The sequence below is a fragment of the Buttiauxella selenatireducens genome (assembly GCF_031432975.1).
GTDB lineage: Bacteria > Pseudomonadota > Gammaproteobacteria > Enterobacterales > Enterobacteriaceae > Buttiauxella > Buttiauxella selenatireducens.
Map to the genome: position 1 here is coordinate 4,767,702 of NZ_CP133838.1, position 25,336 is coordinate 4,793,037.

The 25,336-nt window shown below is 49.3% G+C and carries 21 protein-coding genes; 12 read left to right on the top strand and 9 right to left on the bottom strand.

Annotated elements, in window-relative coordinates:
* Positions 1–51 precede the first annotated feature (51 nt).
* The 6 genes from RHD99_RS21880 (at position 52) to RHD99_RS21905 (ending at position 7,093) form a co-directional block, all read left to right on the top strand.
* Positions 52–1,077 carry a DUF2169 family type VI secretion system accessory protein gene (locus tag RHD99_RS21880; RefSeq protein ID WP_309876581.1) on the top strand — a complete coding sequence of 342 codons (1,026 nt, stop codon included), beginning with the start codon at positions 52–54 and terminating at the stop codon, positions 1,075–1,077.
* The gene (locus tag RHD99_RS21885; RefSeq protein WP_309876583.1) at positions 1,074–2,114 is read left to right on the top strand and encodes a hypothetical protein; all 1,041 of its coding nucleotides are present in this window, start codon (positions 1,074–1,076) and stop codon (positions 2,112–2,114) included. Before RHD99_RS21880 ends, RHD99_RS21885 begins: the two co-directional genes overlap by 4 nt.
* Positions 2,101–4,623: a Tle3 family T6SS lipase effector gene (locus tag RHD99_RS21890; protein WP_309876585.1), complete on the top strand. Its 2,523-nt coding sequence runs from the start codon at positions 2,101–2,103 to the stop codon at positions 4,621–4,623. Before RHD99_RS21885 ends, RHD99_RS21890 begins: the two co-directional genes overlap by 14 nt.
* A 13-nt stretch (positions 4,624–4,636) precedes the next feature.
* On the top strand, positions 4,637–5,383 hold the full coding sequence (locus RHD99_RS21895) for a T6SS immunity protein Tli3 family protein (RefSeq protein WP_309876587.1): 747 nt from the start codon (positions 4,637–4,639) through the stop codon (positions 5,381–5,383).
* 134 nt (positions 5,384–5,517) lie between these two features.
* A complete protein-coding gene (locus RHD99_RS21900) occupies positions 5,518–6,267 on the top strand; it encodes a T6SS immunity protein Tli3 family protein (protein ID WP_309876589.1) in 750 nt (249 codons plus the stop codon).
* Positions 6,268–6,415: 148 nt separating this feature from the next.
* Positions 6,416–7,093: a T6SS immunity protein Tli3 family protein gene (locus RHD99_RS21905; RefSeq protein WP_309876591.1), complete on the top strand. Its 678-nt coding sequence runs from the start codon at positions 6,416–6,418 to the stop codon at positions 7,091–7,093.
* Between the two features lie 226 nt (positions 7,094–7,319).
* On the opposite strand, the gene gadC is transcribed toward RHD99_RS21905, so the two are convergent.
* From gadC to RHD99_RS21925, 4 genes are all read right to left on the bottom strand, one after another.
* Positions 7,320–8,840 carry a glutamate/gamma-aminobutyrate antiporter gene (gadC, locus tag RHD99_RS21910; RefSeq protein ID WP_309876592.1) on the bottom strand — a complete coding sequence of 507 codons (1,521 nt, stop codon included), beginning with the start codon at positions 8,838–8,840 and terminating at the stop codon, positions 7,320–7,322.
* Between the two features lie 112 nt (positions 8,841–8,952).
* Positions 8,953–10,350, bottom strand: a complete 1,398-nt coding sequence (gad, locus tag RHD99_RS21915) for a glutamate decarboxylase (RefSeq protein ID WP_309876593.1) — start codon at positions 10,348–10,350, stop codon at positions 8,953–8,955.
* Between the two features lie 58 nt (positions 10,351–10,408).
* Entirely contained in the window at positions 10,409–10,711 is a 303-nt protein-coding gene (gene hdeB / locus RHD99_RS21920; RefSeq protein WP_183272463.1) for an acid-activated periplasmic chaperone HdeB, read from the bottom strand.
* A 15-nt stretch (positions 10,712–10,726) separates the two neighbouring features.
* On the bottom strand, positions 10,727–11,329 hold the full coding sequence (locus RHD99_RS21925) for an HdeD family acid-resistance protein (protein ID WP_309876595.1): 603 nt from the start codon (positions 11,327–11,329) through the stop codon (positions 10,727–10,729).
* Between the two features lie 230 nt (positions 11,330–11,559).
* Here RHD99_RS21925 and RHD99_RS21930 point away from each other — a divergent pair, with 230 nt between their 5' ends.
* The gene (locus tag RHD99_RS21930) at positions 11,560–12,192 is read left to right on the top strand and encodes a YfdX family protein (protein WP_374708450.1); all 633 of its coding nucleotides are present in this window, start codon (positions 11,560–11,562) and stop codon (positions 12,190–12,192) included.
* A gap of 145 nt (positions 12,193–12,337) precedes the next feature.
* On the opposite strand, the gene RHD99_RS21935 is transcribed toward RHD99_RS21930, so the two are convergent.
* The 4 genes from RHD99_RS21935 to RHD99_RS21950 form a co-directional block, all read right to left on the bottom strand.
* Positions 12,338–15,568 (bottom strand): response regulator, encoded by a 3,231-nt coding sequence (locus RHD99_RS21935; RefSeq protein WP_374708451.1) that lies wholly within the window; start codon positions 15,566–15,568, stop codon positions 12,338–12,340.
* A 4-nt stretch (positions 15,569–15,572) separates the two neighbouring features.
* A complete protein-coding gene (evgA, locus tag RHD99_RS21940) occupies positions 15,573–16,187 on the bottom strand; it encodes an acid-sensing system DNA-binding response regulator EvgA (protein WP_309876596.1) in 615 nt (204 codons plus the stop codon).
* A gap of 278 nt (positions 16,188–16,465) precedes the next feature.
* Positions 16,466–17,341 carry a diguanylate cyclase regulator RdcB family protein gene (locus RHD99_RS21945; RefSeq protein ID WP_309876598.1) on the bottom strand — a complete coding sequence of 292 codons (876 nt, stop codon included), beginning with the start codon at positions 17,339–17,341 and terminating at the stop codon, positions 16,466–16,468.
* Entirely contained in the window at positions 17,341–19,704 is a 2,364-nt protein-coding gene (locus tag RHD99_RS21950) for a dynamin family protein (RefSeq protein WP_309876599.1), read from the bottom strand. The genes RHD99_RS21945 and RHD99_RS21950 overlap by 1 nt, the downstream gene beginning before the upstream one ends.
* A gap of 367 nt (positions 19,705–20,071) precedes the next feature.
* Here RHD99_RS21950 and RHD99_RS21955 point away from each other — a divergent pair, with 367 nt between their 5' ends.
* On the top strand, positions 20,072–20,407 hold the full coding sequence (locus RHD99_RS21955) for a zinc ribbon domain-containing protein YjdM (RefSeq protein ID WP_183272457.1): 336 nt from the start codon (positions 20,072–20,074) through the stop codon (positions 20,405–20,407).
* A gap of 144 nt (positions 20,408–20,551) precedes the next feature.
* Entirely contained in the window at positions 20,552–20,992 is a 441-nt protein-coding gene (gene yjdN, locus RHD99_RS21960) for a VOC family metalloprotein YjdN (protein ID WP_183272456.1), read from the top strand.
* A 51-nt stretch (positions 20,993–21,043) separates the two neighbouring features.
* Here the strand turns inward: yjdN and RHD99_RS21965 are convergent, their stop codons facing one another.
* On the bottom strand, positions 21,044–22,258 hold the full coding sequence (locus tag RHD99_RS21965) for a phospholipase effector Tle1 domain-containing protein (RefSeq protein ID WP_309876601.1): 1,215 nt from the start codon (positions 22,256–22,258) through the stop codon (positions 21,044–21,046).
* Between the two features lie 192 nt (positions 22,259–22,450).
* Between RHD99_RS21965 and phnC the strand changes: the two genes are divergently transcribed.
* From phnC to phnE, 3 genes are all read left to right on the top strand, one after another.
* Positions 22,451–23,233 carry a phosphonate ABC transporter ATP-binding protein gene (phnC, locus tag RHD99_RS21970; RefSeq protein ID WP_183272692.1) on the top strand — a complete coding sequence of 261 codons (783 nt, stop codon included), beginning with the start codon at positions 22,451–22,453 and terminating at the stop codon, positions 23,231–23,233.
* Between the two features lie 32 nt (positions 23,234–23,265).
* The gene (phnD, locus tag RHD99_RS21975; protein ID WP_183272454.1) at positions 23,266–24,282 is read left to right on the top strand and encodes a phosphonate ABC transporter substrate-binding protein; all 1,017 of its coding nucleotides are present in this window, start codon (positions 23,266–23,268) and stop codon (positions 24,280–24,282) included.
* Between the two features lie 265 nt (positions 24,283–24,547).
* Positions 24,548–25,330 carry a phosphonate ABC transporter, permease protein PhnE gene (gene phnE / locus RHD99_RS21980; protein WP_309876602.1) on the top strand — a complete coding sequence of 261 codons (783 nt, stop codon included), beginning with the start codon at positions 24,548–24,550 and terminating at the stop codon, positions 25,328–25,330.
* Positions 25,331–25,336 lie beyond the last annotated feature (6 nt).

A 25,336-nucleotide genomic window follows, 5' to 3' on the forward strand; every position in this document is an offset into this window, starting at 1 on the left:
CATAACGCATGAATGAGAAAACAGGACGAATTAACCAACCGGAGCAGTGATATGTGGCAAGTAAAAAATCAGACGCCCTATGCTGTAAAGGGAAGCTGGATAAGAAGCAGGCAGGGAGAAGAAATCTGGACCATTGCGCTAAAAGCCACCTGGGATATATTGCCTGGTGGTGCAACTGTACTGTCTGCCATTCAGCTACAACCCAATACCGGGCCGGTATTTCAGGATGATGGCAAGACATTACTTTATGACACGGACTTTGGCCCAACCAAGACAGCCACCGATGTCGTACTCAACGGGCACGTTCATTCTCCAAATGGAAAAGTGTTCCGCGCTCTGCCCATAGGGCTCAAAGTCGGAAATGTTACCCGGCTTGCCCGTGCTTATGGCGAACGGATTTGGGACGGCAAGCAGTACAGTCATCCAGTTCCCTTTAACAAAATACCTCTCAGTTATAGCAACATGAGTCGGGGAAGCTATATCCCGACTTGCATGAGTGATGTTAATCCAGTGGGAATTTCTGTCACTGCGACTCCTGAAAAGGGGCTCTCAGCCCTGCCTAATATTGAATTTTATGGCGACGCGACTATGCCAGGGTTTGGTGCTGTGCCGCGGCAATGGCCGGGCCGCTCTCAGTTTGCCGGGACATATGACGAAAACTGGCAACGCCACCGTGCGCCATTGCTACCGGACGACCTGGATGAACGTTACTGGCAATGTACACCGCCGCCAATGTATGCAGGTGGGCGACTGAAAGGCGGTGAGGTCGTCAGTCTGGGAAATCTCACACCATCCGACTATGGCCACAATGGGCTGCTTATCTTTGCCCTCCCGCGTCTTGTCCCCGCCTTCAGCACCCAGTTTTATGATGGAAGTATTCGCCTCCACCAGGCTACGCTCCACACGGTCATTATCGAACCTGATTTTCCTCGCGTTAGTATGGTCTGGCATAGCGCACTTCCTTGCCATCATCTGGTTAATCAGCTTGAGTCCACCACCGTGTCGGAAAAGCCTCTTCTGTCTGTCAAAACGAAAGCGCTTCCTGTGCAATTTCCTGAATGGGAGGCATTACTGTGAAAGTTATTGTCGCAGCCGCCTGTATCTTCCCTTCCGGGCCAACACTCCCGTTGGCCGCCGTTGCTCACCGCCTTCAGTTTTCTCTGATAAGAAAGCACCCGATTTATGTGGATCAGCGTGGCTCACCGATAAGAGCCTGCTATTTCCCGGAAATAGTTTCGGCCTCCCTGGTTGAACGTTTTCGGCAGCTACTCTGGCAAGTGTTGACGGAACTAATAAATAACCAACCAGCACTGAAGCACCCTCCGCCTGGTCAGGTAGCTATTTTGCTTCCACCTCTGGACAGACCAGGCATCACCCCTGAGCTGACTGCAGCGGTAAAAGAAGCAGTGAAGGAAATTACCGGCTGGTACGACACCCCGGTTCATGTTCTGCACGGTGGAAGTGCCGAGGCTGTCGGCATGATGGATTTGGCAACGGAAGCAGCGTCCTTCGTGCTGCTCGCCGTCGAATCATGGCTGTTAGCGCCCTCTCTGCAGTGGCTGGACGGTGAAAACTTACTCCACAATGCTCACCGAACATTTCAGGAAAACAAGATAGTCAATCCTTATGGACGGGTACCCTCCGAGGGCGCGGCTGCACTGGTGCTGGCATCTCATGGCACAGGATGCAAGCCATGGTGCCACATCCGGGGCAGCGGGCAAGCTATTGAAGATGTGTTGTATTCAGACAAAGGAGTCTGTCACGGGAAAGGGTTGCGTCAGGCCGCATCACTGGCGCTTGAGGCGGCAAACATAACCGAATTACACCATCTCGTGAGCGATATTAACGGTGAGCCTTACCGCGCAGACGAACTGGGTTTTACCCTGTTCGCAATGCATCGTTATAACGGTGAAGGGCTCATACGAGAAACGCCCGTACTGGCATCAGGCGATCTGGGATGCGCCAGTCTGGTGGCACACATGGCGCTGGCTGCATGGCGAATGCGCTCATCAGAACAACCCAGCAATACGCTACTACTTTCCACGTCGGATGACGGGCGGCGTGGCGCGGTAGTCATGTCAAAAACGCAAGGAAGCCAGCATGCTGACAATTAATATCAATGGAATTACGCTTTGCCATAAAGGTAGTGAGGGCGTCAGCCACAACACATTGCCCGATGTCTGTAAAACGCCACCTTTCGCCATCCCCATCCCCTATGAGAATGAAGCCTATTCGGCAGACCTGGTCAAAGGGACGGTCAGTGTGTCTGCGGATGGCGGCAACATGATTGCCAATATGGGCTCACAGTTTGCCCGTAGCGTTTTTGATGAGCCGGGAAGTATGGGCGGGGTCATTTCGGGAACCAACAGGGCTGAAACAGAATGGATATCCCACTCGTTCGATGTCTTTTTTGAGAAGAAACCAGCGTGTCGTTTGACTGACAAACTACTTATGAATCATGGGAACACGGTGAATATGGCAGGTCTTATGCAGGCCCCACTACCACCAGTGCCAGAACTGCCAGATAATTCATCCGCCAGTTCCGGGTCAGAAGACGGGAAACAGTCCGCACCACCACCAGCCCCGCAGTCTGATGAAAATGCGCCAACGCCCCCATCGTCCGATAAGAATGACTCAACTCCCCCTCCAACAGATGATGACCCACCACAGGCCATGCCCTGTATCGTGATTCTGGTGCATGGTGTGAACGATGTGGGTGAGGCCTATCAGACCCAGGATGAAGGCATTTGTGCCGGGCTAAATGAACGGCTGGGGCGCAAAGATATACAGCATCACCGCTGGGACGCTGACAAATTCATGATTACAGATGTAGGCGGTAACGTTGCCCTTTCACCGGTGATCCCTTTTTACTGGGGGTATAAACCGGTCGATCACGAGGTGTTTAAACAAGACCAGCTACGCTACAAAGACGAACTCAAACCAGAGAAAAAAGGCAATGAAGCTGACCTGGCCTACGATACCTACCGCGAAGATGACACCGACAATATTGCTGTACACAACAATGAAAATATCGACAACCTGTATAACTGGTTAGACTCTGTATCCTCCAAAGGCGGAGGAACATTCGCCAATGCGACCACCAATATTCCCGATATGTTCGGGCCGGGAGCCGCAGGGGTGATACTGGCCATGATTGCCAAGCTGATGTCACGTACTGAAGTATTCAACAGCCACGACTGGAGCCACCCGATTTACCAGAACCCGCATCGCATTTACCAGGCTTATGCCGCGCGAAGGCTGGCGGATTTGATCCTGGATATCCGCCGAAATCCTGATACAGAAAAAGATACGATCAATATTGTCGCCCACAGCCAGGGCACGATTATCACCATGCTGGCGAATATGTGGGTTGAGGCTGAAGGCGTACCTCCGGCAGACTGCGCCATCCTGAACCATTCGCCTTATGCGCTGGAAAACCGCTGGCTGGAAAACGCCATGCCCGGCAACCAACAAACCAGCGAAGCCCGAAAAAAGACCTTTGCCCATTTTTGTCAGCTGATGGCAAAAAATCCACTCGCGCCGCAGGGCTCGCTTTCTCATGATACGGCCTATATTCAGAATATAACGGATACCGGCTGTCTGCCTCAGCAAGCACAGCTAACCCTCTGGAAAAACCCACTTTATAACCGCAACAATTTTGGCCGGGTTTACAATTATTTCTGCCCTAACGACCAAGTGGTGTCCATGTCACCCATTCAGGGATTTGGCTGGAGAGGTATTCCGGACGAAATCAAAGCACAACTGGGCAATAACCTTTACCAACGCGCTTTCTGCAAAGACATACGGATTGGCGATAGAACAGGTTTTCATTATGTAATGCCTGCACACAAACCGGACGACTCTAAAAATACGGGTTACGACTTTACCGACGTCACCATCAACGCCCCGCTTCTCCCGGCCCCTTTTACATTTAAACTGATGGGCCAGGGAACAGGTTATAAAGCTGAATTAAGCGGCAATGACCCCAAAATTGCCAAAGCCGCCATGAAAGCAGAACGGTTTATCTCTGAAACTATTCATGTCCCCGACAGCCCGCGGTTTTATCTTCTGGCCGATGGCTCTGCGCTGGACCAGGCTCAGTTGAACGAGTTAAATATCCAGTATTCACCATGGGAAATCGTAAAAGGGAACGTATCCGGCAACCGGGACTCTTTTCAGTTGCTGATTGTCTGGCGGCGAATGACGGAGGCAGAGTTGAATAAAGTGATAACGGATAATCCCTCTGAGTATAGCCAGCACTCTTCCATCGTGACCAATAAAGAGGTTTCGACAAAGGCAACAGTTTATGACATGGCTATCGGGCAGAATAAATCTTTTGAGAATAAGGATTTCTGGAATCGATTGTTATTGCAGGCAGACTGGCGCAGGCCTGACAATCCGATTGAAGGTGTAAAAACGTACTACCAGGAAGGTATTTTACCTTTTGGGCGTATCAAACAATTTATGAATAAGCCAGAGCGACCTAATGGCATGCCATTAGGTCACTTCGGGGTAGTCAATGATTACGGTTCACGCCAGAAAGTGATACCAGGAAACAAGCGTGATACGGAAAACCAGACAGCGGGTATTCTTCAATGGGATATGCCAAAACCACAGGTCTGACAGGGAAGCGTTAATGAAACAATTTAAAAAGCTCTTAATTGTACTTGGCATCAGTCTGATTAATGGTTGTCATTCAGCGCCTAAAACACCACCAACCCAGGTGGTTTATCGTTTTGATGACCATCGGTATCTGGAACTGGTTGGTTTATATTGTGAAGGAGCACTTTGGTATACCGATACTCGGTTAGAAATTCATACCCAAGTGGAAGAACAATTTTATCGCATCTTTACAAAGAAATATATTCATCCATCGGAACGGTACATTGCGATAACCATGTTTGAAGGCGCTGGGTTCTATATTTCAAAAGATTATGGACGAACCTGGGATATGGCAAGTTATTCTCCCGGAGGCGGTGCCATCAGATATAAAGATGACAAACCTCACCGCGATGAAATCGAGTCTTTCACCGTAGTCAACGACCAGGGTTTTATGCTGACAAAAGCCGGTGATATCTACATGAGTTCCAAGCCGTTTGATGATCCGCGCCTCGAACCAGGCGGCAGTGGTATTGATTATGTATATACATTCAACTCAAGAACATCGTCACATCACTTAAACCCTATGGATGCCTCGGTGGGTAGTCGTTGGGGAAAAAATTACGTTTCATGGAACTCAATACAAATGCCAACCCCCTGGCAAACATTCGCGTACCAAACCAATTTCCAGAACATCCCCAACAAAGTCCCCGAAGTTAAAAACTACACCGGCTGGGACAAAATGCGCTGCGACCCGGATTTAGGATTACCGCCTTCATCATGAGAAAATCACTGTAGGGAATGATTACGACCTACGCCAGAAAGTAATACCAGGAAACAAGCGAGATACGGAAAACCAGACGGCGGGTCTTCTTCAGTGGGATATACCAAAACCACAGGTCTGACAAGGAAACGTTTATGAAACCATTTAAAAAAGTGTTAACTGTATTTGGCATTAGTCTGATTAGCGGTTGTCATTCAGCACCGAAAACACCGCCAACGCAGGTGGTTTACCGCTTTGATGACCATCGTTACCTGGAGCTGACAGGATTTAACTGCCAGGGAGGGCTACGTTACATCGATACAACATTAAACATCCGATATCAGATTTACGATGTATCTGATGGATACAGGATATTCACTAAAAAATTTATCCACCCCTCGGAGCGCTATATCGCCATAACCTCATTTGAGGGTGATGGTTTTTCTATTTCAAAAGATTATGGACGCACCTGGGATGGAGCAAGTTTCTCCCCTGGTGGCGGTGCCGTTAGATATGCAGATGATCAACCTCATCGCGATGAAATCGAGTCTTTCACCGTAGTCAACGACCAGGGCTTTATGCTGACAAAATCCGGTGATATCTACATGAGTTCCAAGCCGTTTGATGATCCGCGCCTCGAGCCAGGCGGCAGTGGCATTGATTATGTATATACATTCAACTCAAGAACATCGTCACATCACTTAATCCCTATGGATGCCTCGGTGGGTAGTCGTTGGGGTAAAAATTACGTTTCATGGAACTCAATACAAATGCCAACCCCCTGGCAAACATTCGCGTACCAAACCAATTTCCAGAACATCCCCAACAAAGTCCCCGAAGTTAAAAACTACACCGGCTGGGACAAAATGCGCTGCGACCCGGATTTAGGATTACCGCCATCATAACGAGGGAATAAATGACTTTTTCACTCTCGGTAATGTTTACGACCTACACCAGAAAGTGATACCAGGAAACAAGCGTGATACGGAAACCGGACAGCGGGTCTTCTTCAGTGGGATATGCCAAAACCACAGGTCTGACAAGGAAACGTTAATGAAACCATTTAAAAAAGTGTTAATTGTACTTGGCATTAGTCTGATTAGCGGTTGTCATTCAGCACCGAAAACACCGCCAACGCAGGTGGTTTACCGCTTTTATGACCATCGTTACCTGGAGCTGACAGGATTTAACTGCCAGGGAGGGCTACGTTACATCGATACAAAATTAAAAATCCGGTATCAGATTTACGATGTATCTGATGGCTACAGGATATTCACTAAAAAATTTATCCACCCCTCGGAGCGCTATATCGCCATAACCTCATTTGAGGGTGATGGTTTTTCTATTTCAAAAGATTATGGACGCACCTGGGATGGAGCAAGTTTCTCCCCTGGTGGCGGTGCCGTTAGATATGCAGATGATCAACCTCATCGCGATGAAATCGAGTCTTTCACCGTAGTCAACGACCAGGGCTTTATGCTGACAAAAACCGGTGATATCTACATGAGTTCAAAACCGTTTGATGCTGTAGATCCTGAATCAGGACAAGGGGGGAAATGGGGTAAAGAGTATGCATCCTGGAATTCTTTTGCCGGCCCTGAATCCTGGACTATTGATGCTAATCGAAAGAATTTCCAGAACATCCCCAACAAAATCCCCGAAGTTAAAAACTACACCGGTTGGGACAAAATGCGCTGCGACCCGGATTTAGGATTACCGCCGTCATCATGAGGAAATAAATGATTTCACTATATAAAGAAGCAGTGGCAGAGAATAAGGGGTGATACAGAGGCTCGATTAATATTTTGCACAGCAGTTGTGCCAATACTATCCCGCTCGTTCGATGTCTTATTTGAAAAATGTAGTGATGTGATGGACGTCCCTCCCCTTACCCAAAAATAAAATAGCGAGAGTGCCATCCACACTTTGCGGTTGAGCAGATGGCACAACATTCAATTTATTGTTTTGGATAATGTGACGGACGGGCTTTCGGGTGTATTGCAAAATGGCCAGTCGGCGCGTTATCAACGGTCACAGGGACGATATGCGGCGCGTGCCTTATTCGTGAATGGTCGCGGAACATATAAACGATAAACGGCAGAATAAATACCAGACCGAAGCAGATTACCAGCAAGCCGGCATAGAGATCATGGGCATGGGTGCCAGGCAGAGAACTCGGTGGAATAAACGAAACAACAAACGCCAATACTGAAACCAGCAGACCAGAACAGGCGATAGCCAGCTTCACCGATTTTCCTCCGGGGATCTGGAAGGCACGCGTTCTATCGCGCTGATGTCGAACCAACTGGATATATCCCAGAAACAGCATCAGGTAGCTGCACAGATAAACAACCACGGTGAGTGACAGCGCAATCAGGAATGACATATTGCTACCGCCACCGGTATTGGTGAGAACAATCAATGCGAGGGTTGTGATGGTTAATTGGGAAATCACCAGTGCTACTGGGACACCATTTTTGTTCACTTTGGCGAAACGCGAGGGCAATAAACCGTCTTGCGCCGTCACTAACATGCCGCGGGAAGGGCCAACAATCCACGACGCGATTTCTGCCAATACCCCCAGCATTAACAATGCAGCTATCACGCGAACCGCCCACTCATATTCAGGTCCGTAATAATTTATCAAGGTGCTGAATGCCTGCATAACACCCGCAGAAAGGTTGATTTCATTGTGCGGGATCACCGCTGCGACGGACAGGCCACCAATGGAGCTCAACACAATGGCGGCAATCACCAGCAGGAACATCGCCAGAGGATAATCGCGGGCCGGGTTTGTCATTTCATTAACGTGGGTTGCCGAGGCTTCAACGCCCATGTAACTGAGTACAAACGCCACAAACACCACTAATGTGCCAATCTGGGAAAAATCAGGGAAGAAGGTTTTCGCTGACATCTCAATGGCTAGCGGCTGCCCGTGATAAAGCCAGGCTACCGCCAACCCCACCAACACAATTGCCGGGAATAAAATCCCAAAGAAGAAGCCGAGTTTGGCAATGATCGCGGTATAGCGCGTCCCTTTGAATTGAGTCAGCGCCAGCCCCCACAAAATAACGACAGAAGCCACCGTTCTCACCAGCGGATCGGTGTTTAACGCAGGCCAACTGAGAATGTAAGAGAGTGCACCAAGCACAAAGTAAAGCATCGGGATAAAACCGATGGCGATTTGCAAATAGCTAAAGGAGATCGCCGCAAATCCCCAACGCTCCCCGAGCGTATTAGAAACCCAGGCGTACAGGCCGCCTTCTTGCCAACCTTCGACGGTCGCCATTTCTGCGGCACACAGGCCCACGGGGATAAACCAGAAAATACCGCCCATCAGGAGAAAGAAAATAAGGCTAAAGCCTGAGGTAGCAAACGTTGGATATTCATAAACTGCCATCACCATAGAGGCGGTAATGGCGAAAAAGCCGAGCAAAGTGAGCGATCTTGTAGGGCCGCTCGTCATTGTACTGGACATAAGCCTCTCCACATCTTCAGGCATGAATAACCTGTTGATGCTCATACAAAATTATGGAAGAGAGCCGAAATCGACAGGCTCTCTGAATGATTGATACTGATAAGAAAGGGTTTTATGCGTGGTTGAAGCCACCCGCTTCCTCGATGGTCAGCGGACGTGTGACAGGATTTTGCTCAAGCGTTGCAAGAGTGCGTTTCAGATCAGCAATCAGCAATTCGGCCAAATCGGTGCTCATACCATGGCGAACCAGAATTCGCTGCACCACTAAGTCTTCACGGTGAGTTGGCATGGAATAAGCTGGCACCTGCCAGCCGCGGCTACGCAGGCGGTCGGCAAGGTCGTAAAGCGTGTAGCCACAATTCTGGTGGTCCGCTTTTAACGTCCATGTCAGCCCAGGGATACCATGTTGTTGGTTGCCGTCATAAATAACCTCGAACGGGCCAATTGCGGCAATCTCACGCGCCAGATACTGCGCAGTGTGGTAACAAGCCATATGAATTTTACGGTAGCCTTCACAGCCCAGACGCAGGAAGTTGTAATACTGAGCGACAATTTGCCCACCAGGACGCGAGAAGTTCAGCGCAAAGGTCGGCATATTGCCGCCGAGGTAATTAACGTTGAAGACCAAATCCTCTGGCAGATCCAGTTTTTCACGCCATACCACCCAACCGGCACCCAGTGGTGCAAGGCCGAATTTGTGGCCGGAAGCATTAATGGATTTCACACGTGGCAGACGAAAGTCCCATTCGATTTCCGGTGCGCAGAACGGAGCAAGGAAACCCCCACTGGCACCATCGACGTGAATGGGAATATCAATCCCGGTCTTCGCGGACAAATCATCCAGCGCATCATTAATTTCTTTTACCGGCTCGTACTGGCAGGTAAAGGTAATGCCCAACGTTGGCACGACGCCGATAGTGTTTTCATCCGCATATTTAAGCACTTCTTCGGCGGTCATCATCAGGCGATCGCCTTCCAGTGGAATTTCACGTAACTCAACGTCAAAGTAGCGGGCGAATTTGTGCCAACAAATCTGTACCGGGCCGCAAATCAAATTCGGTTTATCCGTAGATTTCCCCGCAAGTTCACGGCGTTTACGCCAACGCCATTTCATCGCCAGGCCGCCAAGCATTGCGGCTTCTGAAGAACCTATCGTTGAACAACCCATCGTGTCGGTTGCTGACGGGGAATGCCAAAGGTCGGCGAGCATATTCACGCAACGCTGCTCAATTTCAGCGGTTTGCGGATACTCATCTTTATCAATCATGTTTTTGTCGATGGAGAGATCCATTAACTGGCGGATCTCATCATCAACCCAGGTCTGGCAAAAGGTCGCCAGATTTTGGCGGGAGTTACCGTCAAGCATTAGTTCATCATGAATGGCATGAAAAACATTACGTGGATTACTTTCTTTTACCGGAAATGCGGTTTTAGGTAGCGGCGCCAATAACTCTACGGATGCATAAATATCGTCATTTTCATCTTCGACAGACTGAGTTGATATGATCATAATAAATCCTCTATTGGTCTCATTTCATTTAACAGTTCAATTAATCGTGAGTGCAGATTTACTTAACGCTATGAGTCAGCTCACCCAATTTTGCTTTAGGCGTTTTTTGACACTGTTTATAAATTCTGGGTACTGATACGGTTTCAACTTCCTGCCAGTGGACATAATCGCCACCTTTAAAGTCGGTATCTTTATTCACCACCCAAAAGGCGACTGGCGTCATATATTTTGGGTTCATGTTGATAAACTCCTGACAGGTCATATTCTGCGGCGTCGTTTCCTGAGCAGCGAAAGCGCTATTCATTGAGCCAGATAAAGCGGCAGCAGAAACAATTAACGAAATAAATACTTTATTCTTCATAAGTTAATCCAGTGTTTATTGTGAATTTGAAAAAGCTTGTTTAATCTGCGGAGCAGTCGTCAGTTTCTTGCGCAAAATGAGAAAACTCACTGCGCTGAAAATCATCTCAATGCCAATAAATGCGGTCGTAAAGAGATACGATTGTTCAGGCGTCATCCCTAGCCAGATAATCGCAATCAGCAGATCAAAAATACCGATAAAAACGTTCGGGATAGCGCCTACGTGGCCTCGCATAGTGAACCCTGACACGATGCGTGAAACCCCACCGACAATGAACAAGCAGCAAAATACTATCGATAACGAATTCATTCCAACCAGCGGATGAGAGACGAAGCTGTAGCCCAACAATAACCAGGCTATGGCAAACACCGCGCTGACAAATTTAGATCGCCAGTGCTGGGAACGAAAAACCACCAGGCTATAAAGAGTATAAAAACCGCAGACCATAAACAGCATGCCAATAATATAGCAGAGGTACATCCCAGCCATAAAAGGGAAAATAAGACAGCAAGCACCGCATAGATAGAGAAGCACCGCCATAATCATGGCATGTCTTTTATATTGAAGACGTGAAGCTTCACTAAGCGCTTTCACTCTAAATTGGTTAAATATGAACATTTGATATCCACCCTGTAGTTGATTCTTAAAATAGTAAAACCCGTTACCCTACGAGGTAAATAAGAGTGAAGCCCCATTGCTATACGCCCAATCTGACGTCTGTCTCAGCAATCTGACAAGCGTCAGATGGCTCCTGCAATATTCATTCTGCGCTCTGATTTTCATCCTGATCGTTATTTTCTATTCTGGCTCCGTTGGTGATTAACACCCATTTTATTGAGGAGAAGATAATGAAAAAATTAATTCTGGCTGGTGTACTGGCAACCATGATGAGTTCTGCACCGGTATTTGCTGCAACAACAGCAACTCCAGCGCAAACCGCTGCTGCAACCGCACAAATCCAAAAAGAAGCTGCTGACGTGATGCAGGTTGCCGTACAGGGCGCGAATGCCATGCGTGATATCCAATTCGCACGACTGGCGCTGTTTCACGGTGAACCCGCCACGGCTAAAAAACTGACTGATGACGCGGCAACGCTGCTTAAAGATGACAGCGTGGACTGGAAGAAATTTGTCAAAACCGATTCCAAAGCGAAGATGATTGACGATCAATACGTCATCATTAACGCCAATGTCACCTTATCTGAAGACTATATTGCGACACCGGCCAAAGAGAGCGCCATCAAGTCTGCTAATGAAAAACTGGCAAAAGGCGATAAAAAAGGGGCAATGGATACCTTACGTCTGGCGGGCATTGGCGTAATGGAAAATCAATATTTGATGCCACTGAACCAAACCCGTAAAGCGGTGGCTCAGGCTCAAAAACTGTTGGCAGACGGCAAATACTACGAGGCTAATTTGGTACTGAAAGGTGCTGAAGACGGTATCGTAGTGGATAGTGAAATGTTCGCTGCAACCCACTAAGCAGCGTTAACATTGCGAAGTGATTTTCGTCTTGAATGTCGGATGTCGCTTCGCTAATCCGACCTACGAAAGCTGCGTTTGCATTATCGTCTCGTAGGTCGGATGCCGTTATGGGAAGGATTAGCCTAAGCGGTATCCCGCTTTTCTAGTGGCTTATCAAACTGTCTATCTCAATGTCGATTTCCCGCATCACCGCAGAAATTTTCTCAAGCGTTTCCTTACGTTCCTCAAGCGGTATCGCATCATGTCGGCGTGATTCGAAAGGTTCACACAACGCCTGAAGCGCTGTGATTTCCAGAATCTGTGCCGAGCCATGCAAACGGTGTAACGCGTGCAAAAACATCTTAGGTTCATCCTGCTCAATAGAGCGCACGGCGACTTGCAAATCATTGGCCGACGCTTCGCGGAACGTTTCCAGAATCTCGTTCATCAACGTCCTGTCACCACCGGTGTTCTCGGTCAGAATACTCAGTTTCAAATGTCGCGTGTTGCCAGAGGACGCACGCCCCATATCGAGTTTACTCAGCTCATGAGTCAACGTTTGAATCGAAATCGGTTTAAACAGGCACTGATTCATCCCACTTTGCAGGCATTGCTCGCGTGACTGCGAAAGTGCACTGGCGGTAAGTCCCCAGATTTGCAGCCGCGCATTCTTGCGACGTAAAGATGCCGTCAGCGCCAGACCATCTTTTTTCGGCATGTTCAGGTCAGTTATCAACAAATCGTACTGCTTGTGGGCGATTTTGGCTTCAGCCTCCTCTCCGTCACAGGCTTCATCCACGTTGTAGCCAATGGCATTCAACTGGCGCTTTAACAGCAGGCGATTCGTCGGATTATCGTCAGCAATCAAAATCGACAAACGAGGCAGCGGCGACAAAGCGGCTGGCGTATTCTTCGTCGGGGTACGGGTTTGCTGTGCGATTTCAACCGCAAGCGTAATGGTGAAAGTGGAGCCTTGCGATTGCTGGCTGCTGAGTTCCAGCGTGCCGCCCATCAGTGTCACCAACTCTTTGGTGATAACCAGCCCCAGCCCAGACCCGATATGTTTACGCCCCTGACCTGCCTGAACATAGCGGTGGAATAATGTCTTCTGTTCTTCCGTACTGATCCCGCAGCCGGTATCGCTCACCGTCACGGTCAAAGTCCCATGTTTATCCTCACCGGGTGTCAGGCGGCAAGAAACCTCTATATGCCCTTGCTCGGTAAACTTCAGCGCATTGCCGACCAGATTGTTGAGAATTTGCCGCCAGGCTTGCGGGTCAATCAGCACGCGATCATCCGCCGCAAGATGACTGCTAAAACGCAGCTCCACGCCTTTCTGTCTGGCCAAAGCGTCAAACGAGTGGCACTGAACGTCGATAAGCTGCGATAAATCCGTCCATTGTGGGGCAATCTGGTATTTACCGGACTCAATCTTATCAACGTCCAGAATCTTCCCGATCAACCCCAGCAGCGATTGTGCGGTAGCCGCGGCAAGGGCTATCGCCTCTTTGCGCTGAGCGGCGTTGAGATCCGAACTCGACAGCAGCTCTAAAAAACCAACAATCGAACTCACCGGAGTACGCAGCTCGTGGCTCATACTCGCAAGGAAGCGACTTTTCGCTTTCGTGGCTTGAATCGCTTTATCTTTTTCAGCCTCCAGCTCATGTGAGAGCGCCTCTTTAAGCTGCAATTCTTCTTCGAGTTGCCGTTGTGACTGTTTTCTTTTGCGCACCTCACGCGACAGCGATAATCCCCACCCCAGGCTAATGGCAATCAGCACTAACGCGAAGAACACCAGCTGATAAAACTGCCTGCTATAAAGGCTCCAGGTGTCTTTCTGTACGCTAGAAATTTTCGACCACTTCTCCGTCATTTGCAGAATATCGCGTGGAGGAATCGCTTGCAGCGCCTTACTCATAATGGCGTTCAGTTCTGGTTCATCGCGCGCCATCGCAAACCTCAGCGAGGCGCTCGGCATTCCGGGTAGCCGCATGTAGTACATTTTTTGCAGATAATAATGATCAATCATGTAGCGGGCGGATAACTCGCTCGTAATCGCCGCATCGACCTCGCCCTTCTCCACCATTTTCATTGCCTCAACAATGTTTTCCGTTTCAACCAGGGTCGCCTGCGGATAACGTTGATGTAAATCGTTGGTCAAAATAGTCCCCGCGGCCACGGCAATGCGCAGGGGTTTTGTGAGCAACAGGTCGGCTTTTTCCTGGTGTGGAGTGACAATCACATACGAGATGCTCATAAGCGAATCGCTAAACGAGATTAATTTCTGCGGCGCATTATTCAGCGTTGCGGCGGGGATCATATCCCATTGATCTGGTGCCATTTTGTTGCCGGAATTAACCATCACCGGCTGAAATTCAAGCCCGGTTTGTAGCTGAATAATATTGAGTAAATCAGCCATGATGCCGCGTAGCTCGCCACCCTGGTCGATAAGCGTAAACGGTGGATAGTTAGGGTTAATCAACACCTTAATATTACGATGTTTTTTGAGCCACTCCTGCTCTTCCTTACTGAACGGAATAGGTGAATTCAGGTAGGAAAGATTGCCGCGATTCAACCAGTTCTGCATCATCCGCATATGCGTTTCATTACTAATAGAAGTAATGAAAGTTTCAAGGATGTTTCGCAACAACGGTTGATTCTTACTGGTGATAAAGTAATTGTATTGTTCTTGCTTGTTGAAGTAGTGAGTTATAACCAGCGATTGTGAGAAGTATTTAGAAATGTAATTCCCGGTGGTTACGTTATTACCTATAAAATATTGATTTTTACCATCCCGCACCGATGACAATGCCTGATAGTCATCATCGTAAAAGGCCATTCTGGCGTTAGGGAAGGCTTCTTTGGCGACACTGGAAAATGCGCAATCCTGCACGCAGGCAAGGGTCACTTCCTTATCCGTTTTTAGCGGCAGCAAGGTATTTTTGAGCGAAGTCACCAGCGTCGGCCAGGTTTTGATCAACGCCGAAGTCGTCAACAGAGCGCTTCCCACATCTTTGTGGACAGATAGCTGAGTGAGCAGCGTATCGACTTCGTGTCTCGAAAGCGCCGCAAGGGCTTCTTTCTCGCTATCGTACTGTTTAATAATAATTTTAATATGCAGATTTTTTTGCATCAGGGCCAGGTAATCGGCATTCACTCCCTGATAAATTCCCCCGGTACTTTCATAATCGATAGGGGAAACCTCCGGCAACCAGGTACCGACAGTGAGGTTTTTTTTGTGCTCCAGCCAAAACCGTTCTTCCGGGCTTAAACGAATATCCAGCACTGCGGGCTGGTAGTTACTTTTAAGCTCAATAACTTGTGTCGCGCCAAAGGTGGAAAAACTGCTCAAGCCAAAAACAATCATCAAATAAATAAACAAACGAGCCAGCATCTGATTACCCTATTTTATTTCTTTGCGCATAATCGTAGAGTTCCATCAATGAGGAGCAATCTAGTTTTTCCATTAAGCGAGTTTTATAGGTGCTCACCGTTTTATTACTGATATTCATTTTTCTGGCGATGGTGGTGTAATCAATGCCATTGAGAATATAACGCAGCACCTTCATTTCCTGGGTCGATAACGTATCCAGTTTGTCTTGCTCAGTAATGCTCGTACCAATAAAGCGTTCAAGAGAGAAAGGGAAATAGCTATAACCATTCTTTGCCGCGTCGATGGCAGCGAGAATATTGTTCATCCCCTCTTTTTTACTGACAAACCCATTCGCGCCACACTCTGCGCTACGCTTACCATAAAACAGTTCGTTTTTGGCCGAGATGATAATGATAAAGCCCGCGAAATGGCGTTTGCGTAATTGTTCCAGCACCTCAATGCCGCTAATGCAGGGGATATCAACATCGATTATCAGCAGATCCGGTTTGAGCCTCTCCGTGGTTTGCACCGCATGTTCGCCGCTATCGAGCTCAGTGATGACGGTGATGCCATTAGTATCGAGTAAATTGCGAATGGCGATCCGCGCCAATGGATGATCGTCAACGATTATCGCGTTCATTGCGTTAAGAAATCCTGATGTAATAAAAAATAGCGAAGTTAGCTATATTATTACTTTTTAGGGAGGATTCAGGGGTGGATGACATTTAGATATACAAGGAAAAGGTGTCCTTAAATATTTACACTGTGTACAACCCAGCAAAGAAAATGGCTTCTATTTATTCAGTTCATTACCTTTCATTTAAATTAATCCTGCTTAATATGATATCGATCATATTCTTGATGACACGTGTAGGAAATGTCTTCATATATTTTGCCGCATATTCAATCCTGAGATCATCAGATAAACACCTCATCGACCATCGCACTTCCCAGACGCATTGCGGAACAAATGCGTGGCATGCCGAGCGAAACTCCCAAATGCGTTTGAGTAGTAGCAAAACTCACCGGCTGATACTCGCGGTCACAATCGTCACCCAGCCATGCCAGCGCGTCTTTGCTTTCCATCATTGAAGGCGTAGACGGAAACATCAGCCATTCATAATAGTAATGACGAGTGCGAGCAGAGGCATTCACATCTTGCGCCAGCTGCCTGATGGCCAACGCTCGCGCCTGTTCTATCAGCTCACTCGCCTGTAACGTGCTGCCAAAACGCAGCGCATCGCCAAAAGTGCCCCAGTACAGCTCCTGCAAGGCGACATAACAGCGTCCAGCGGGCGAAAAAGATAAATAGTGTCCAGCCTGCCAACGGGCAAAAACTTGCTCGCAATGCACGATCCCCAGATGCGTGAGATCGGTGCCGTTTAGTTGCGCCTCCAGCTTGCCGATGCGCAGCGCCAGCTGCTGTTGCACGAGAGCAAACAACTGTCGAGTTCCGTGAGCCTCGTTATTCATTCGCGCAGAAGCGGCGGACATAGAACAGACGCTGTCATAAACTTTCGTCATCGCCCGATGTTTTTTCACCACACGTTGGCAAAGCTGCCCAAGCATCGCTAGCGTAAATTCAGGCGTCTCGAGTAACACATCGTCCACCGCCCATTTTTGCAACTGACTGCTGCCAATAAACTCGCCGGTCAGCCGCTGGAAATACGCTTTGCTTTGCTGGCTGTGCCACAGCTCACGTGTAACCCCTCTGTTTTTTGCAAAATCGACGACAAATTTCTCTGCAACACATTCCAAAGCGCGGGTTTGAGTACCCTGTACCAGGCTGTTCATTACTGTTCTACCGTAAATAGCGTCTGAATATCGTCCCGCAGCAGGCGGGTGTCTTCGTGGATGTAGCGCGTGGTTCGCACGCACAGCTCAAGCCGCTGGCGCAAAGCCATTACCGCGTCTTCATTTTGCTGACGCGCCAACAAACTTTGTTGCAGATTCAGGCGTATCGCATCCAACGTCTGGGAAAAATCGGCAAAGAAGGCGGTCATTCCCTCACTCACTGCATTCTCAATTTGCATAGCCAGGGTGCGATTGAGCTGCAACAGGAAACTGGCAACATGCTCGCACAGCTTGCGTTGTACATCGGGCAACGAAATGACATAGCGACTTTGCATCACGGTGTACCCTTCCCAACCCCACTCCTCGCTATTGAGCCAACGTGCGACGGTGCCGCGCATCCCAGCCGGACGGCGTAACTGCGCGACCGGAATATCCTGCTCTTCGATAAGCTCATTGAATGCTTTATGGGCATTGAAATTTAACAATCCGACATGGAACACCGGCAGGTTGAAATGGGTACGAAACCCTGCCTGGGCGAGCCCTTGTGAGACTCGGGATTCAATGGGTTTTAAGATGTTACGTAGCGTATCCGCCAGCTCGACTTCCAGATAACTGAACAGATGCATCAGCTCCTCATTCATCTTTTCTTGCGCAGCGGTCAGGATGATTTCGCATGAGGCGCGGATTCTGTGCAACGCAATTTGCGCCGATGGTTCATCGTCAAAATTCAGCGTTTCATCGCGGGCGTCAAAATCGACACCGCGACGAGTTCCAAACGACATCGCCTGGCGAGTCAGTTTTTCAGGCACCATGCCTTGCTGGAAATAGTCGGCTACGTTGGCATTAATCTGTTGCTCATAACGGCGGATAAAATCCCCCATCGCTTGCACAGCCTGGTTTACGTTACTGCGCGCAGCCGCACTTGCCGACTGCTGGCTTTCAGCGGCCAGGCTCATGTCCTCTTCAATTGCAGCAATATTCTGCTGCAATTGCTCACTGGCGATGCGCAAGCCCTGGCAGCGGAAATTCAGGTATTCTTCCGCGCCCTGCGTGTAGTTAAGTAATTTCTGGCAGGCAGAACGCAGTGCGTACATCGAAGCATTGGCGTGTGCGGCATGAAGCACCTTTTTGATGGGTTCGGCAAACTGCGAGTCTTGCCAAAGCAGTTCCGCCGCCTGGCGCACAATATCGCTATCCGCCAAATCATCACGTTGCCAACGACGCCCCAGCGCGGCATCAGCAAAATCTTGCACCCAGCGATGTTCATCAGGGTTCGGCAACTGAGTGTGTAATGCCAGTTCATGACGCGCGCGATTGGCCAGGTAACCCCACATGGAAGAAACCGGGAAAACATGGCTCGGCTCAATCATTCCTTTCATCAGCGTGCCGGAAATCAATGCTTTAATTTGTTCTTCGTCGTCGCCGTTTCTGTCTTTTTGATCAAACTTGTTCACCAGTGCGTACAACGGCACGGAAGAACCGGTGCCTAATATCGCTTTTCGCACATCTTCGTCAGAAACTGACTTCAACTGGGTGTAATCCAGTACTGCCAGCACAGCAGACGCCTGCGCCAGTTGTTCCTGTAGCATTTTTTTCAGATGCGGTTGCCCGGCTTCATTCGGGCCAGGCGTATCTAATAATGTCAGTTGCCCATAACCTTCATTAATTCCCGCTAAATGGACAAACTCCACTTCAATTACCGGAACATGTTCAATTGCTGCATAGGCTTTAAAGGGAAAAGCAACATCCAGTGCTTTGGATAAACGCACTAAATCATTAAGGCTTTTCAGACAATGAAAAATAGGCTGAGCACCCAGATAATGTTTAGCGAAAGATTCCCCTTCAGTTATTCTGGTTAATAACGCCGCCATATCCCGATCAATTTCCAAATGCCTGCCAAGCGTTGCTCTGTCGGTTTGTTGCAAACGAAGTTGCAACGTATGCATTAATTGGTCGATGGGTTGCACGTAAGGAAAATGCAACACTGGCTCACGCTGGCCTGGCGTGTGGCGAATCAATGTCGGTAATGCTGTCATCGGGCGATTGCGATTAGGCAGAACTTCTGTGCCAATAATGGCGTTGATGGTGGTGGATTTACCTGCTTTTACCGTGCCTACAATGGCCAGCACCATCTCATTCTGGGTGATTTTGCGTAATTCATTTTGCAGCATTGCCTGCTGCTGTTGAAGGGTGTGTGGGCAAAACGCAGACGGGACAACCGGCCCCATTTGCGATTGCCCTGCGTTATTTTCATCATTCTGTGTAGTAAAAGAGGTCGCTTTTAAGGAATTAAGGTTTTGCAGGGCGAGTTGTAATAGCCGCTCAGCCTCCTGACTTAACTCAAATATTGCTTGTGTGTGCATAAAAAATCCTTACTTAAATAAAATTATCCGGATTTTTATAAAAATAGTTATATTTACAGGTCAATTCAGTACCGGAAATTATAATTTCGTGCGGAAATCAATTATTCGATATTTTTATTAAGCTTACGTTTCAAAAAAATTTATCTGATGATATAGACAAAGAAAGAAACAATAGCGCATTTCAATAAGCTAATTCTGTATTTTCATCCCGAATTTAGCAATTGATTACAGATACAAAATATCAATCTTTGCGTTCATCTCATCCTCATGGCGCAAGGCGTAGCGGCAATAATCCCTGCAAAAGTAGGGTTTTAATGTATAATTGCGCTACTTTTGGCGGAAAGCCGCTATTTTTGAGGATATTAAGATGACTCTCCCTCATTGCCCGAAATGCAGTTCCGAGTACACCTATGAAGACAACGGTATGTTTGTCTGCCCGGAATGTGCGCATGAATGGAATGATGCCGAACCCGCACAAGACAGCGACCAGCTGATTGTTAAAGATGCCAACGGCAACCTGCTGGCTGACGGCGATAACGTCACCGTAGTGAAAGATTTGAAAGTTAAGGGCAGTTCTTCAATGCTGAAGATCGGTACCAAAGTGAAGGGTATCCGTCTGGTTGAAGGCGACCATAACATTGATTGCAAAATCGATGGTTTTGGCCCGATGAAATTGAAGTCAGAGTTTGTGAAAAAGAACTAAGTCTTTTCCCTCTCCTTCAAGGAGAGGGTGAAACCGTACCATCCCTTCACCTTCAGGAGAGGGAGAAAGCGTCCGTCCCCCGCCTGGCTTGCCCTTATTCCCACATCTACACTTCATATGCACTCCGCATATGAGGAAAAAACCATGTCTGTTGGCCCCTACATCTTTTTTGACGGCACCTGCGAAGAAGCTATCGCGTTTTATAAACAAGCTATCGGTGCTGAACTGCTGTTTAAAATGACTTTTGGCGAAATGCCAAAGGAGGAAGCAAACAATGCAGCAGAAGGCTGCAACAGTGGATTTAACTGGCCTGATGATAAAATCATGCATGCCAATGTCCGAATAGGTGACAGTGAAGTCATGATGAGTGACGGCAATATGGCCACCGATCAGGTGAAACACTCAGGCTACTCACTGAGCCTGACCAGTAAAGATGTCGACGAAGGTAAACGGTGGTTTGATAACCTGGCCGCCGGTGGAAATGTCACCATGCCCTGGGGCGAAACATTCTGGGCCAAAGGCTTTGGCATGTTGACCGATAAGTACGGGATCCCGTGGATGGTGAATGTCGAAAAACCGATGTAAGCCGTTTTAGGGTGCTGCCGCCTGCGATGACAGACGGCAACACCGCTACACCTACCGCGCTATTGCCCAGTTAATGGGGATGGCGCCCTGCCCGTGTAAATAGCTCTGTAACGGTTGCGGCGCATAAGGTCCTGGCAGACATTCCCCGGTTATCGCTGACTGCTGCAACAACATTGGGCCGCCGCTCAGCCGCTCAATAACCGACTGGTGAACCATCATAGATGAAGTCAGCGGTGGAGGAAGCTGTCGAGGCATGATGCGCAAATATCGGGTTGGCGGAAACCAATCGCAATGCAGCAGCCCGAGCGGGTCTGCAATAACCTCGCTGGGTGCAAGATTAATTCCCAAATCGTCGAGCGCATCATGCATCCACAAATACGCGCCATTCGACAAACCGCGGTCCTCCTGAGCGTTTTGATATCCCCCACCCACATCCTGATGAATACCAGGAAACATCACCTGCAAAATACGATCGCGGTTGTCCCACAATACGGGTTCTAAATCGACACGTTGCTCATCAATCGCCAGCGCCTGTAGCCCATATTTCACCCGTGGATGCAGCTCGGTATTGTTAAAGCGGAAAACGTTGTAGCGTTTATCGGTGAAATACCTGGGGATGCCCATCAGCCCGACCGTTTCCCACACCGCGACCGCCTCAATGGAGGCCGGACGCGAAATACAGGTAGGGTCAACGCTGTCGCAAAAAAAACCCGGCAACTCGCGCACCACGCTCCCTAGCAGGCTCGGGCTCATTTCCGGCGAATGGGCAAGAAACTGCGCCCACACCGACGCGGCAAACCGCCACGCCTCATCTTTATTGCGCTGATTTAATTTCAGCTTTTCACGATTTAATAAGCCACGATCGATGATCATCTCCGCCAGTACACGCGCGGTATAGGCACCGTGGCTAAATCCCACCAAATAGATCCGATCGCCCGGCTGCCAATGGCGGCTGATAAAGGTGTACCCGCGAATGATCGGCACGATCAAATCTGCGCCAAATGCGCCACCCAGTCGCTTGATCAGGCCATTATGCGGATCACCCATTCCATAAATGTATTTCGCGACTTGCACCACATTGCCGCTGCTATCCGTCAGCGTTTTTTCTTGCTCATTGGCTAACAACAAACTTTGCTGGTCAACAATGCCTTTAAAATCAATAAATAACTGATAAACATTACTGGCGACGGTTTCATCATCCGGCTTTGATTCAAAACCGGGAGCGGTCCATGTGCCATCGGCACAAAAAATAATATTCTTGCTCATTGTTACCTTCCCAATGACCGGCGGGTAACTGTAAGCAAAGACAAAAACGAAGCGCCAAACAATACGACAAATAGCTGATTAGCTTGATGACTTCCAGGCTGCCGCTCACTCTTCATCATATCGAAACTTATCTTTAACAAAATCGTCACATTCTATCGGCACCATGAGGCAACTTTTTTAAGGAGCCGAATGATGCAAACAATTATTCGCGTCAACAAACTGAGCAAAACCTTCAACCAACATCAGGCGCTGAATGCGGTTGATCTGGTTGTTAATGAAGGTGAGATGGTTGCTCTGCTGGGGCCGTCTGGTTCAGGCAAATCTACCCTCTTACGTCACCTGAGCGGCCTGATTACTTCCGATAAATCAGCAGACTGCCACGTTGAATTGCTCGGCCGCACCGTACAAAAAGCGGGTCGCCTGGCAAGTGACATACGCAAAAGCCGCGCCCACACCGGCTACATCTTCCAGCAGTTCAACCTGGTGAATCGCCTGACGGTACTGGAAAACGTACTGATTGGTGCACTCGGTTCCACGCCGTTCTGGCGTACCTGTTTTAACTGGTTTACCCGCGAGCAGAAACAACGCGCATTGCAGGCACTGACCCGTGTCGGCATGGCGCAGTTTGCGTATCAGCGCGTCTCCACCCTGTCCGGTGGGCAGCAGCAGCGCGTGGCGATTGCCCGTGCGCTGATGCAGCAGGCGAAAGTGATTCTCGCCGATGAACCGATTGCCTCCCTCGACCCGGAATCTGCACGCATCGTGATGGAAACCCTGCACGACATTAACCGTCTGGACGGCATCACCGTGGTGGTGACGCTGCATCAGGTGGACTACGCCCTGCGCTATTGCGAACGCATTGTCGCACTGCGCCAGGGTCATGTGTTTTACGACGGAAGCAGCTCAGCGTTCGACAACGAACGGCTGGGAAATCTTTACCGCAGTATGAATCGCGTCGACGCGGTCGCTGCTTAATACTTTTATCCACCTTCAGGAATAAGTCAGCCATGAGCTACAAAGCCGCTAAAGCCCTTGTCTTTACCAGCCTGTTAAGCGTCAGCACCCTGTTCAGCGCAGCTCATGCGGATGAACAAGAGAAAGCGCTGAACTTCGGCATTATCTCGACAGAATCGCAGCAAAACCTGAAACCACAGTGGGACCCGTTCCTGAAGGATATGGAGAAGAAGCTGGGCGTGAAAGTGAATGCTTTCTTCGCGCCGGACTATGCAGGGATCATCCAGGGGATGCGTTTTAACAAAGTGGATATCGCCTGGTACGGCAACCTTTCCGCGATGGAAGCGGTAGACCGCGCTAACGGGCAAGTATTTGCTCAGACCGTTGCGGCAGACGGTTCTCCGGGTTACTGGAGCGTGTTGATCGTCAATAAAGACAGCCCAATCAACAACCTGCAAGACATGCTGGCGAAGCGCAAAGAGCTGACTTTTGGCAACGGCGATCCTAACTCTACATCGGGTTATTTGGTCCCTGGATATTACGTCTTCGCCAAGAACAACGCGGCTGCCAATGAATTTAAACGCTCCGTGAATGCCAACCACGAAACCAACGCCCTGGCCGTCGCCAATAAGCAAGTGGATGTCGCCACCAACAACACTGAAAACCTCGATCGTTTAAAGAAAACCGCCCCTGAGAAATTCAAAGATCTGAAAGTCATCTGGAAATCCCCGTTGATCCCAGGCGATCCGATCGTGTGGCGTAAGAACCTTTCCGAAACCACCAAAGACAAAATTTACGACTTCTTTATGACTTACGGCAAAACCCCGGAAGAAGCGGCCGTGTTGAAAGGCCTGACATGGGCACCGTTCCGCCCATCCAGCGACCTGCAACTGGTGCCGATTCGCCAGCTCGCCCTGTTCAAACAGATGCAAGGCGTGAAGGACAACAAAGGGTTAGCCGAGCCGGAAAAAAACTCCAAAGTCACCGAGATTCAAAACCAGCTTAGTGATCTGGACCGCCTGACCGCCGCGCTTTCTGCGATGAGCAGTGTGAATAAAGCGGTTCAGTGATCGATTAGCCCTCACCCCGACCCTCTCCCCCAGGAGAGGGGGGAAACCACTCGGTCAGCCCCCTCTCCCTCAGGAAAGGGGGGAAACCACTCGGTCAGTCCCCTCTCCCTCAGGAAAGGGGGGAAACCACTCGGTCAGTCCCCTCTCCCTCAGGGAGAGGGGGGAACTACTCGGTCAGTCCCCTCTCCCTCAGGGAGAGGGTTAGGGTGAGGGTGGTTTTCAAAGGGTGAGGGCGTCCGAACTCAAACGATTAACGGAGCACCACATGCAACAAACCATTCAAGTCGCCGCACCCAAACGTAGCTGGTTCTCGCTACTCAGCTGGGCGATCTTGCTGGCGGTACTCGTTGCCTCCTGGCAAGGCGCGGAAATGGCCCCGCTCACCTTGTTCCGCGATGCGGGCAATATGGCGACCTTCGCCGCCGACTTCTTCCCACCTGATTTCAGCCAGTGGCAGCAATACCTCAGCGAAATGGGCGTCACGCTGCAAATCGCCGTCTGGGGCACCGCACTTTCCATCGTCCTTTCCATCCCTTGCGGCCTGATGTGCGCCGACAACCTGGTGCCTTGGTGGGTTTACCAACCGATACGCCGCCTGATGGACGCCTGCCGCGCCATCAACGAAATGGTGTTTGCGATGTTATTCGTGGTCGCCGTCGGCCTGGGCCCATTCGCAGGTGTTTTAGCTCTGTTTATTCACACCACCGGCGTGCTCTCGAAACTGCTTTCTGAAGCGGTGGAAGCCATCGAACCCGGCCCGGTTGAAGGCATTCGCGCCACCGGTGCCAACAAACTTGAAGAGATCATTTACGGCGTGCTGCCACAAGTGATGCCACTGCTTATCTCCTACTCGCTCTATCGCTTCGAGTCGAATGTCCGTTCGGCAACGGTGGTCGGCATGGTGGGTGCAGGCGGGATTGGCGTAACACTTTGGGAAGCGATTCGTGGATTCCAGTTCCAGCAAACCTGCGCGCTGATGATTGTCATCATCATCACCGTCAGCCTGCTGGATTTCCTGTCGCAACGACTGCGTAAGCACTTTATTTAACGAGGC

Coding starts and splice junctions, on each gene's coding strand:
- RHD99_RS21880 (WP_309876581.1), top strand. CDS start 52: ATGTGGCAAGTAAAAAATCAGACGCCCTATGCTGTAAAGGGAAGCTGG.
- RHD99_RS21890 (WP_309876585.1), top strand. CDS start 2,101: ATGCTGACAATTAATATCAATGGAATTACGCTTTGCCATAAAGGTAGT.
- RHD99_RS21895 (WP_309876587.1), top strand. CDS start 4,637: ATGAAACAATTTAAAAAGCTCTTAATTGTACTTGGCATCAGTCTGATT.
- RHD99_RS21900 (WP_309876589.1), top strand. CDS start 5,518: ATGAAACCATTTAAAAAAGTGTTAACTGTATTTGGCATTAGTCTGATT.
- RHD99_RS21905 (WP_309876591.1), top strand. CDS start 6,416: ATGAAACCATTTAAAAAAGTGTTAATTGTACTTGGCATTAGTCTGATT.
- gadC (WP_309876592.1), bottom strand. CDS start 8,840: ATGTCCAGTACAATGACGAGCGGCCCTACAAGATCGCTCACTTTGCTC.
- gad (WP_309876593.1), bottom strand. CDS start 10,350: ATGATCATATCAACTCAGTCTGTCGAAGATGAAAATGACGATATTTAT.
- hdeB (WP_183272463.1), bottom strand. CDS start 10,711: ATGAAGAATAAAGTATTTATTTCGTTAATTGTTTCTGCTGCCGCTTTA.
- RHD99_RS21925 (WP_309876595.1), bottom strand. CDS start 11,329: ATGTTCATATTTAACCAATTTAGAGTGAAAGCGCTTAGTGAAGCTTCA.
- RHD99_RS21930 (WP_374708450.1), top strand. CDS start 11,560: ATGAAAAAATTAATTCTGGCTGGTGTACTGGCAACCATGATGAGTTCT.
- RHD99_RS21935 (WP_374708451.1), bottom strand. CDS start 15,568: ATGCTGGCTCGTTTGTTTATTTATTTGATGATTGTTTTTGGCTTGAGC.
- evgA (WP_309876596.1), bottom strand. CDS start 16,187: ATGAACGCGATAATCGTTGACGATCATCCATTGGCGCGGATCGCCATT.
- RHD99_RS21945 (WP_309876598.1), bottom strand. CDS start 17,341: ATGAACAGCCTGGTACAGGGTACTCAAACCCGCGCTTTGGAATGTGTT.
- RHD99_RS21950 (WP_309876599.1), bottom strand. CDS start 19,704: ATGCACACACAAGCAATATTTGAGTTAAGTCAGGAGGCTGAGCGGCTA.
- RHD99_RS21955 (WP_183272457.1), top strand. CDS start 20,072: ATGACTCTCCCTCATTGCCCGAAATGCAGTTCCGAGTACACCTATGAA.
- yjdN (WP_183272456.1), top strand. CDS start 20,552: ATGTCTGTTGGCCCCTACATCTTTTTTGACGGCACCTGCGAAGAAGCT.
- RHD99_RS21965 (WP_309876601.1), bottom strand. CDS start 22,258: ATGAGCAAGAATATTATTTTTTGTGCCGATGGCACATGGACCGCTCCC.
- phnC (WP_183272692.1), top strand. CDS start 22,451: ATGCAAACAATTATTCGCGTCAACAAACTGAGCAAAACCTTCAACCAA.
- phnD (WP_183272454.1), top strand. CDS start 23,266: ATGAGCTACAAAGCCGCTAAAGCCCTTGTCTTTACCAGCCTGTTAAGC.
- phnE (WP_309876602.1), top strand. CDS start 24,548: ATGCAACAAACCATTCAAGTCGCCGCACCCAAACGTAGCTGGTTCTCG.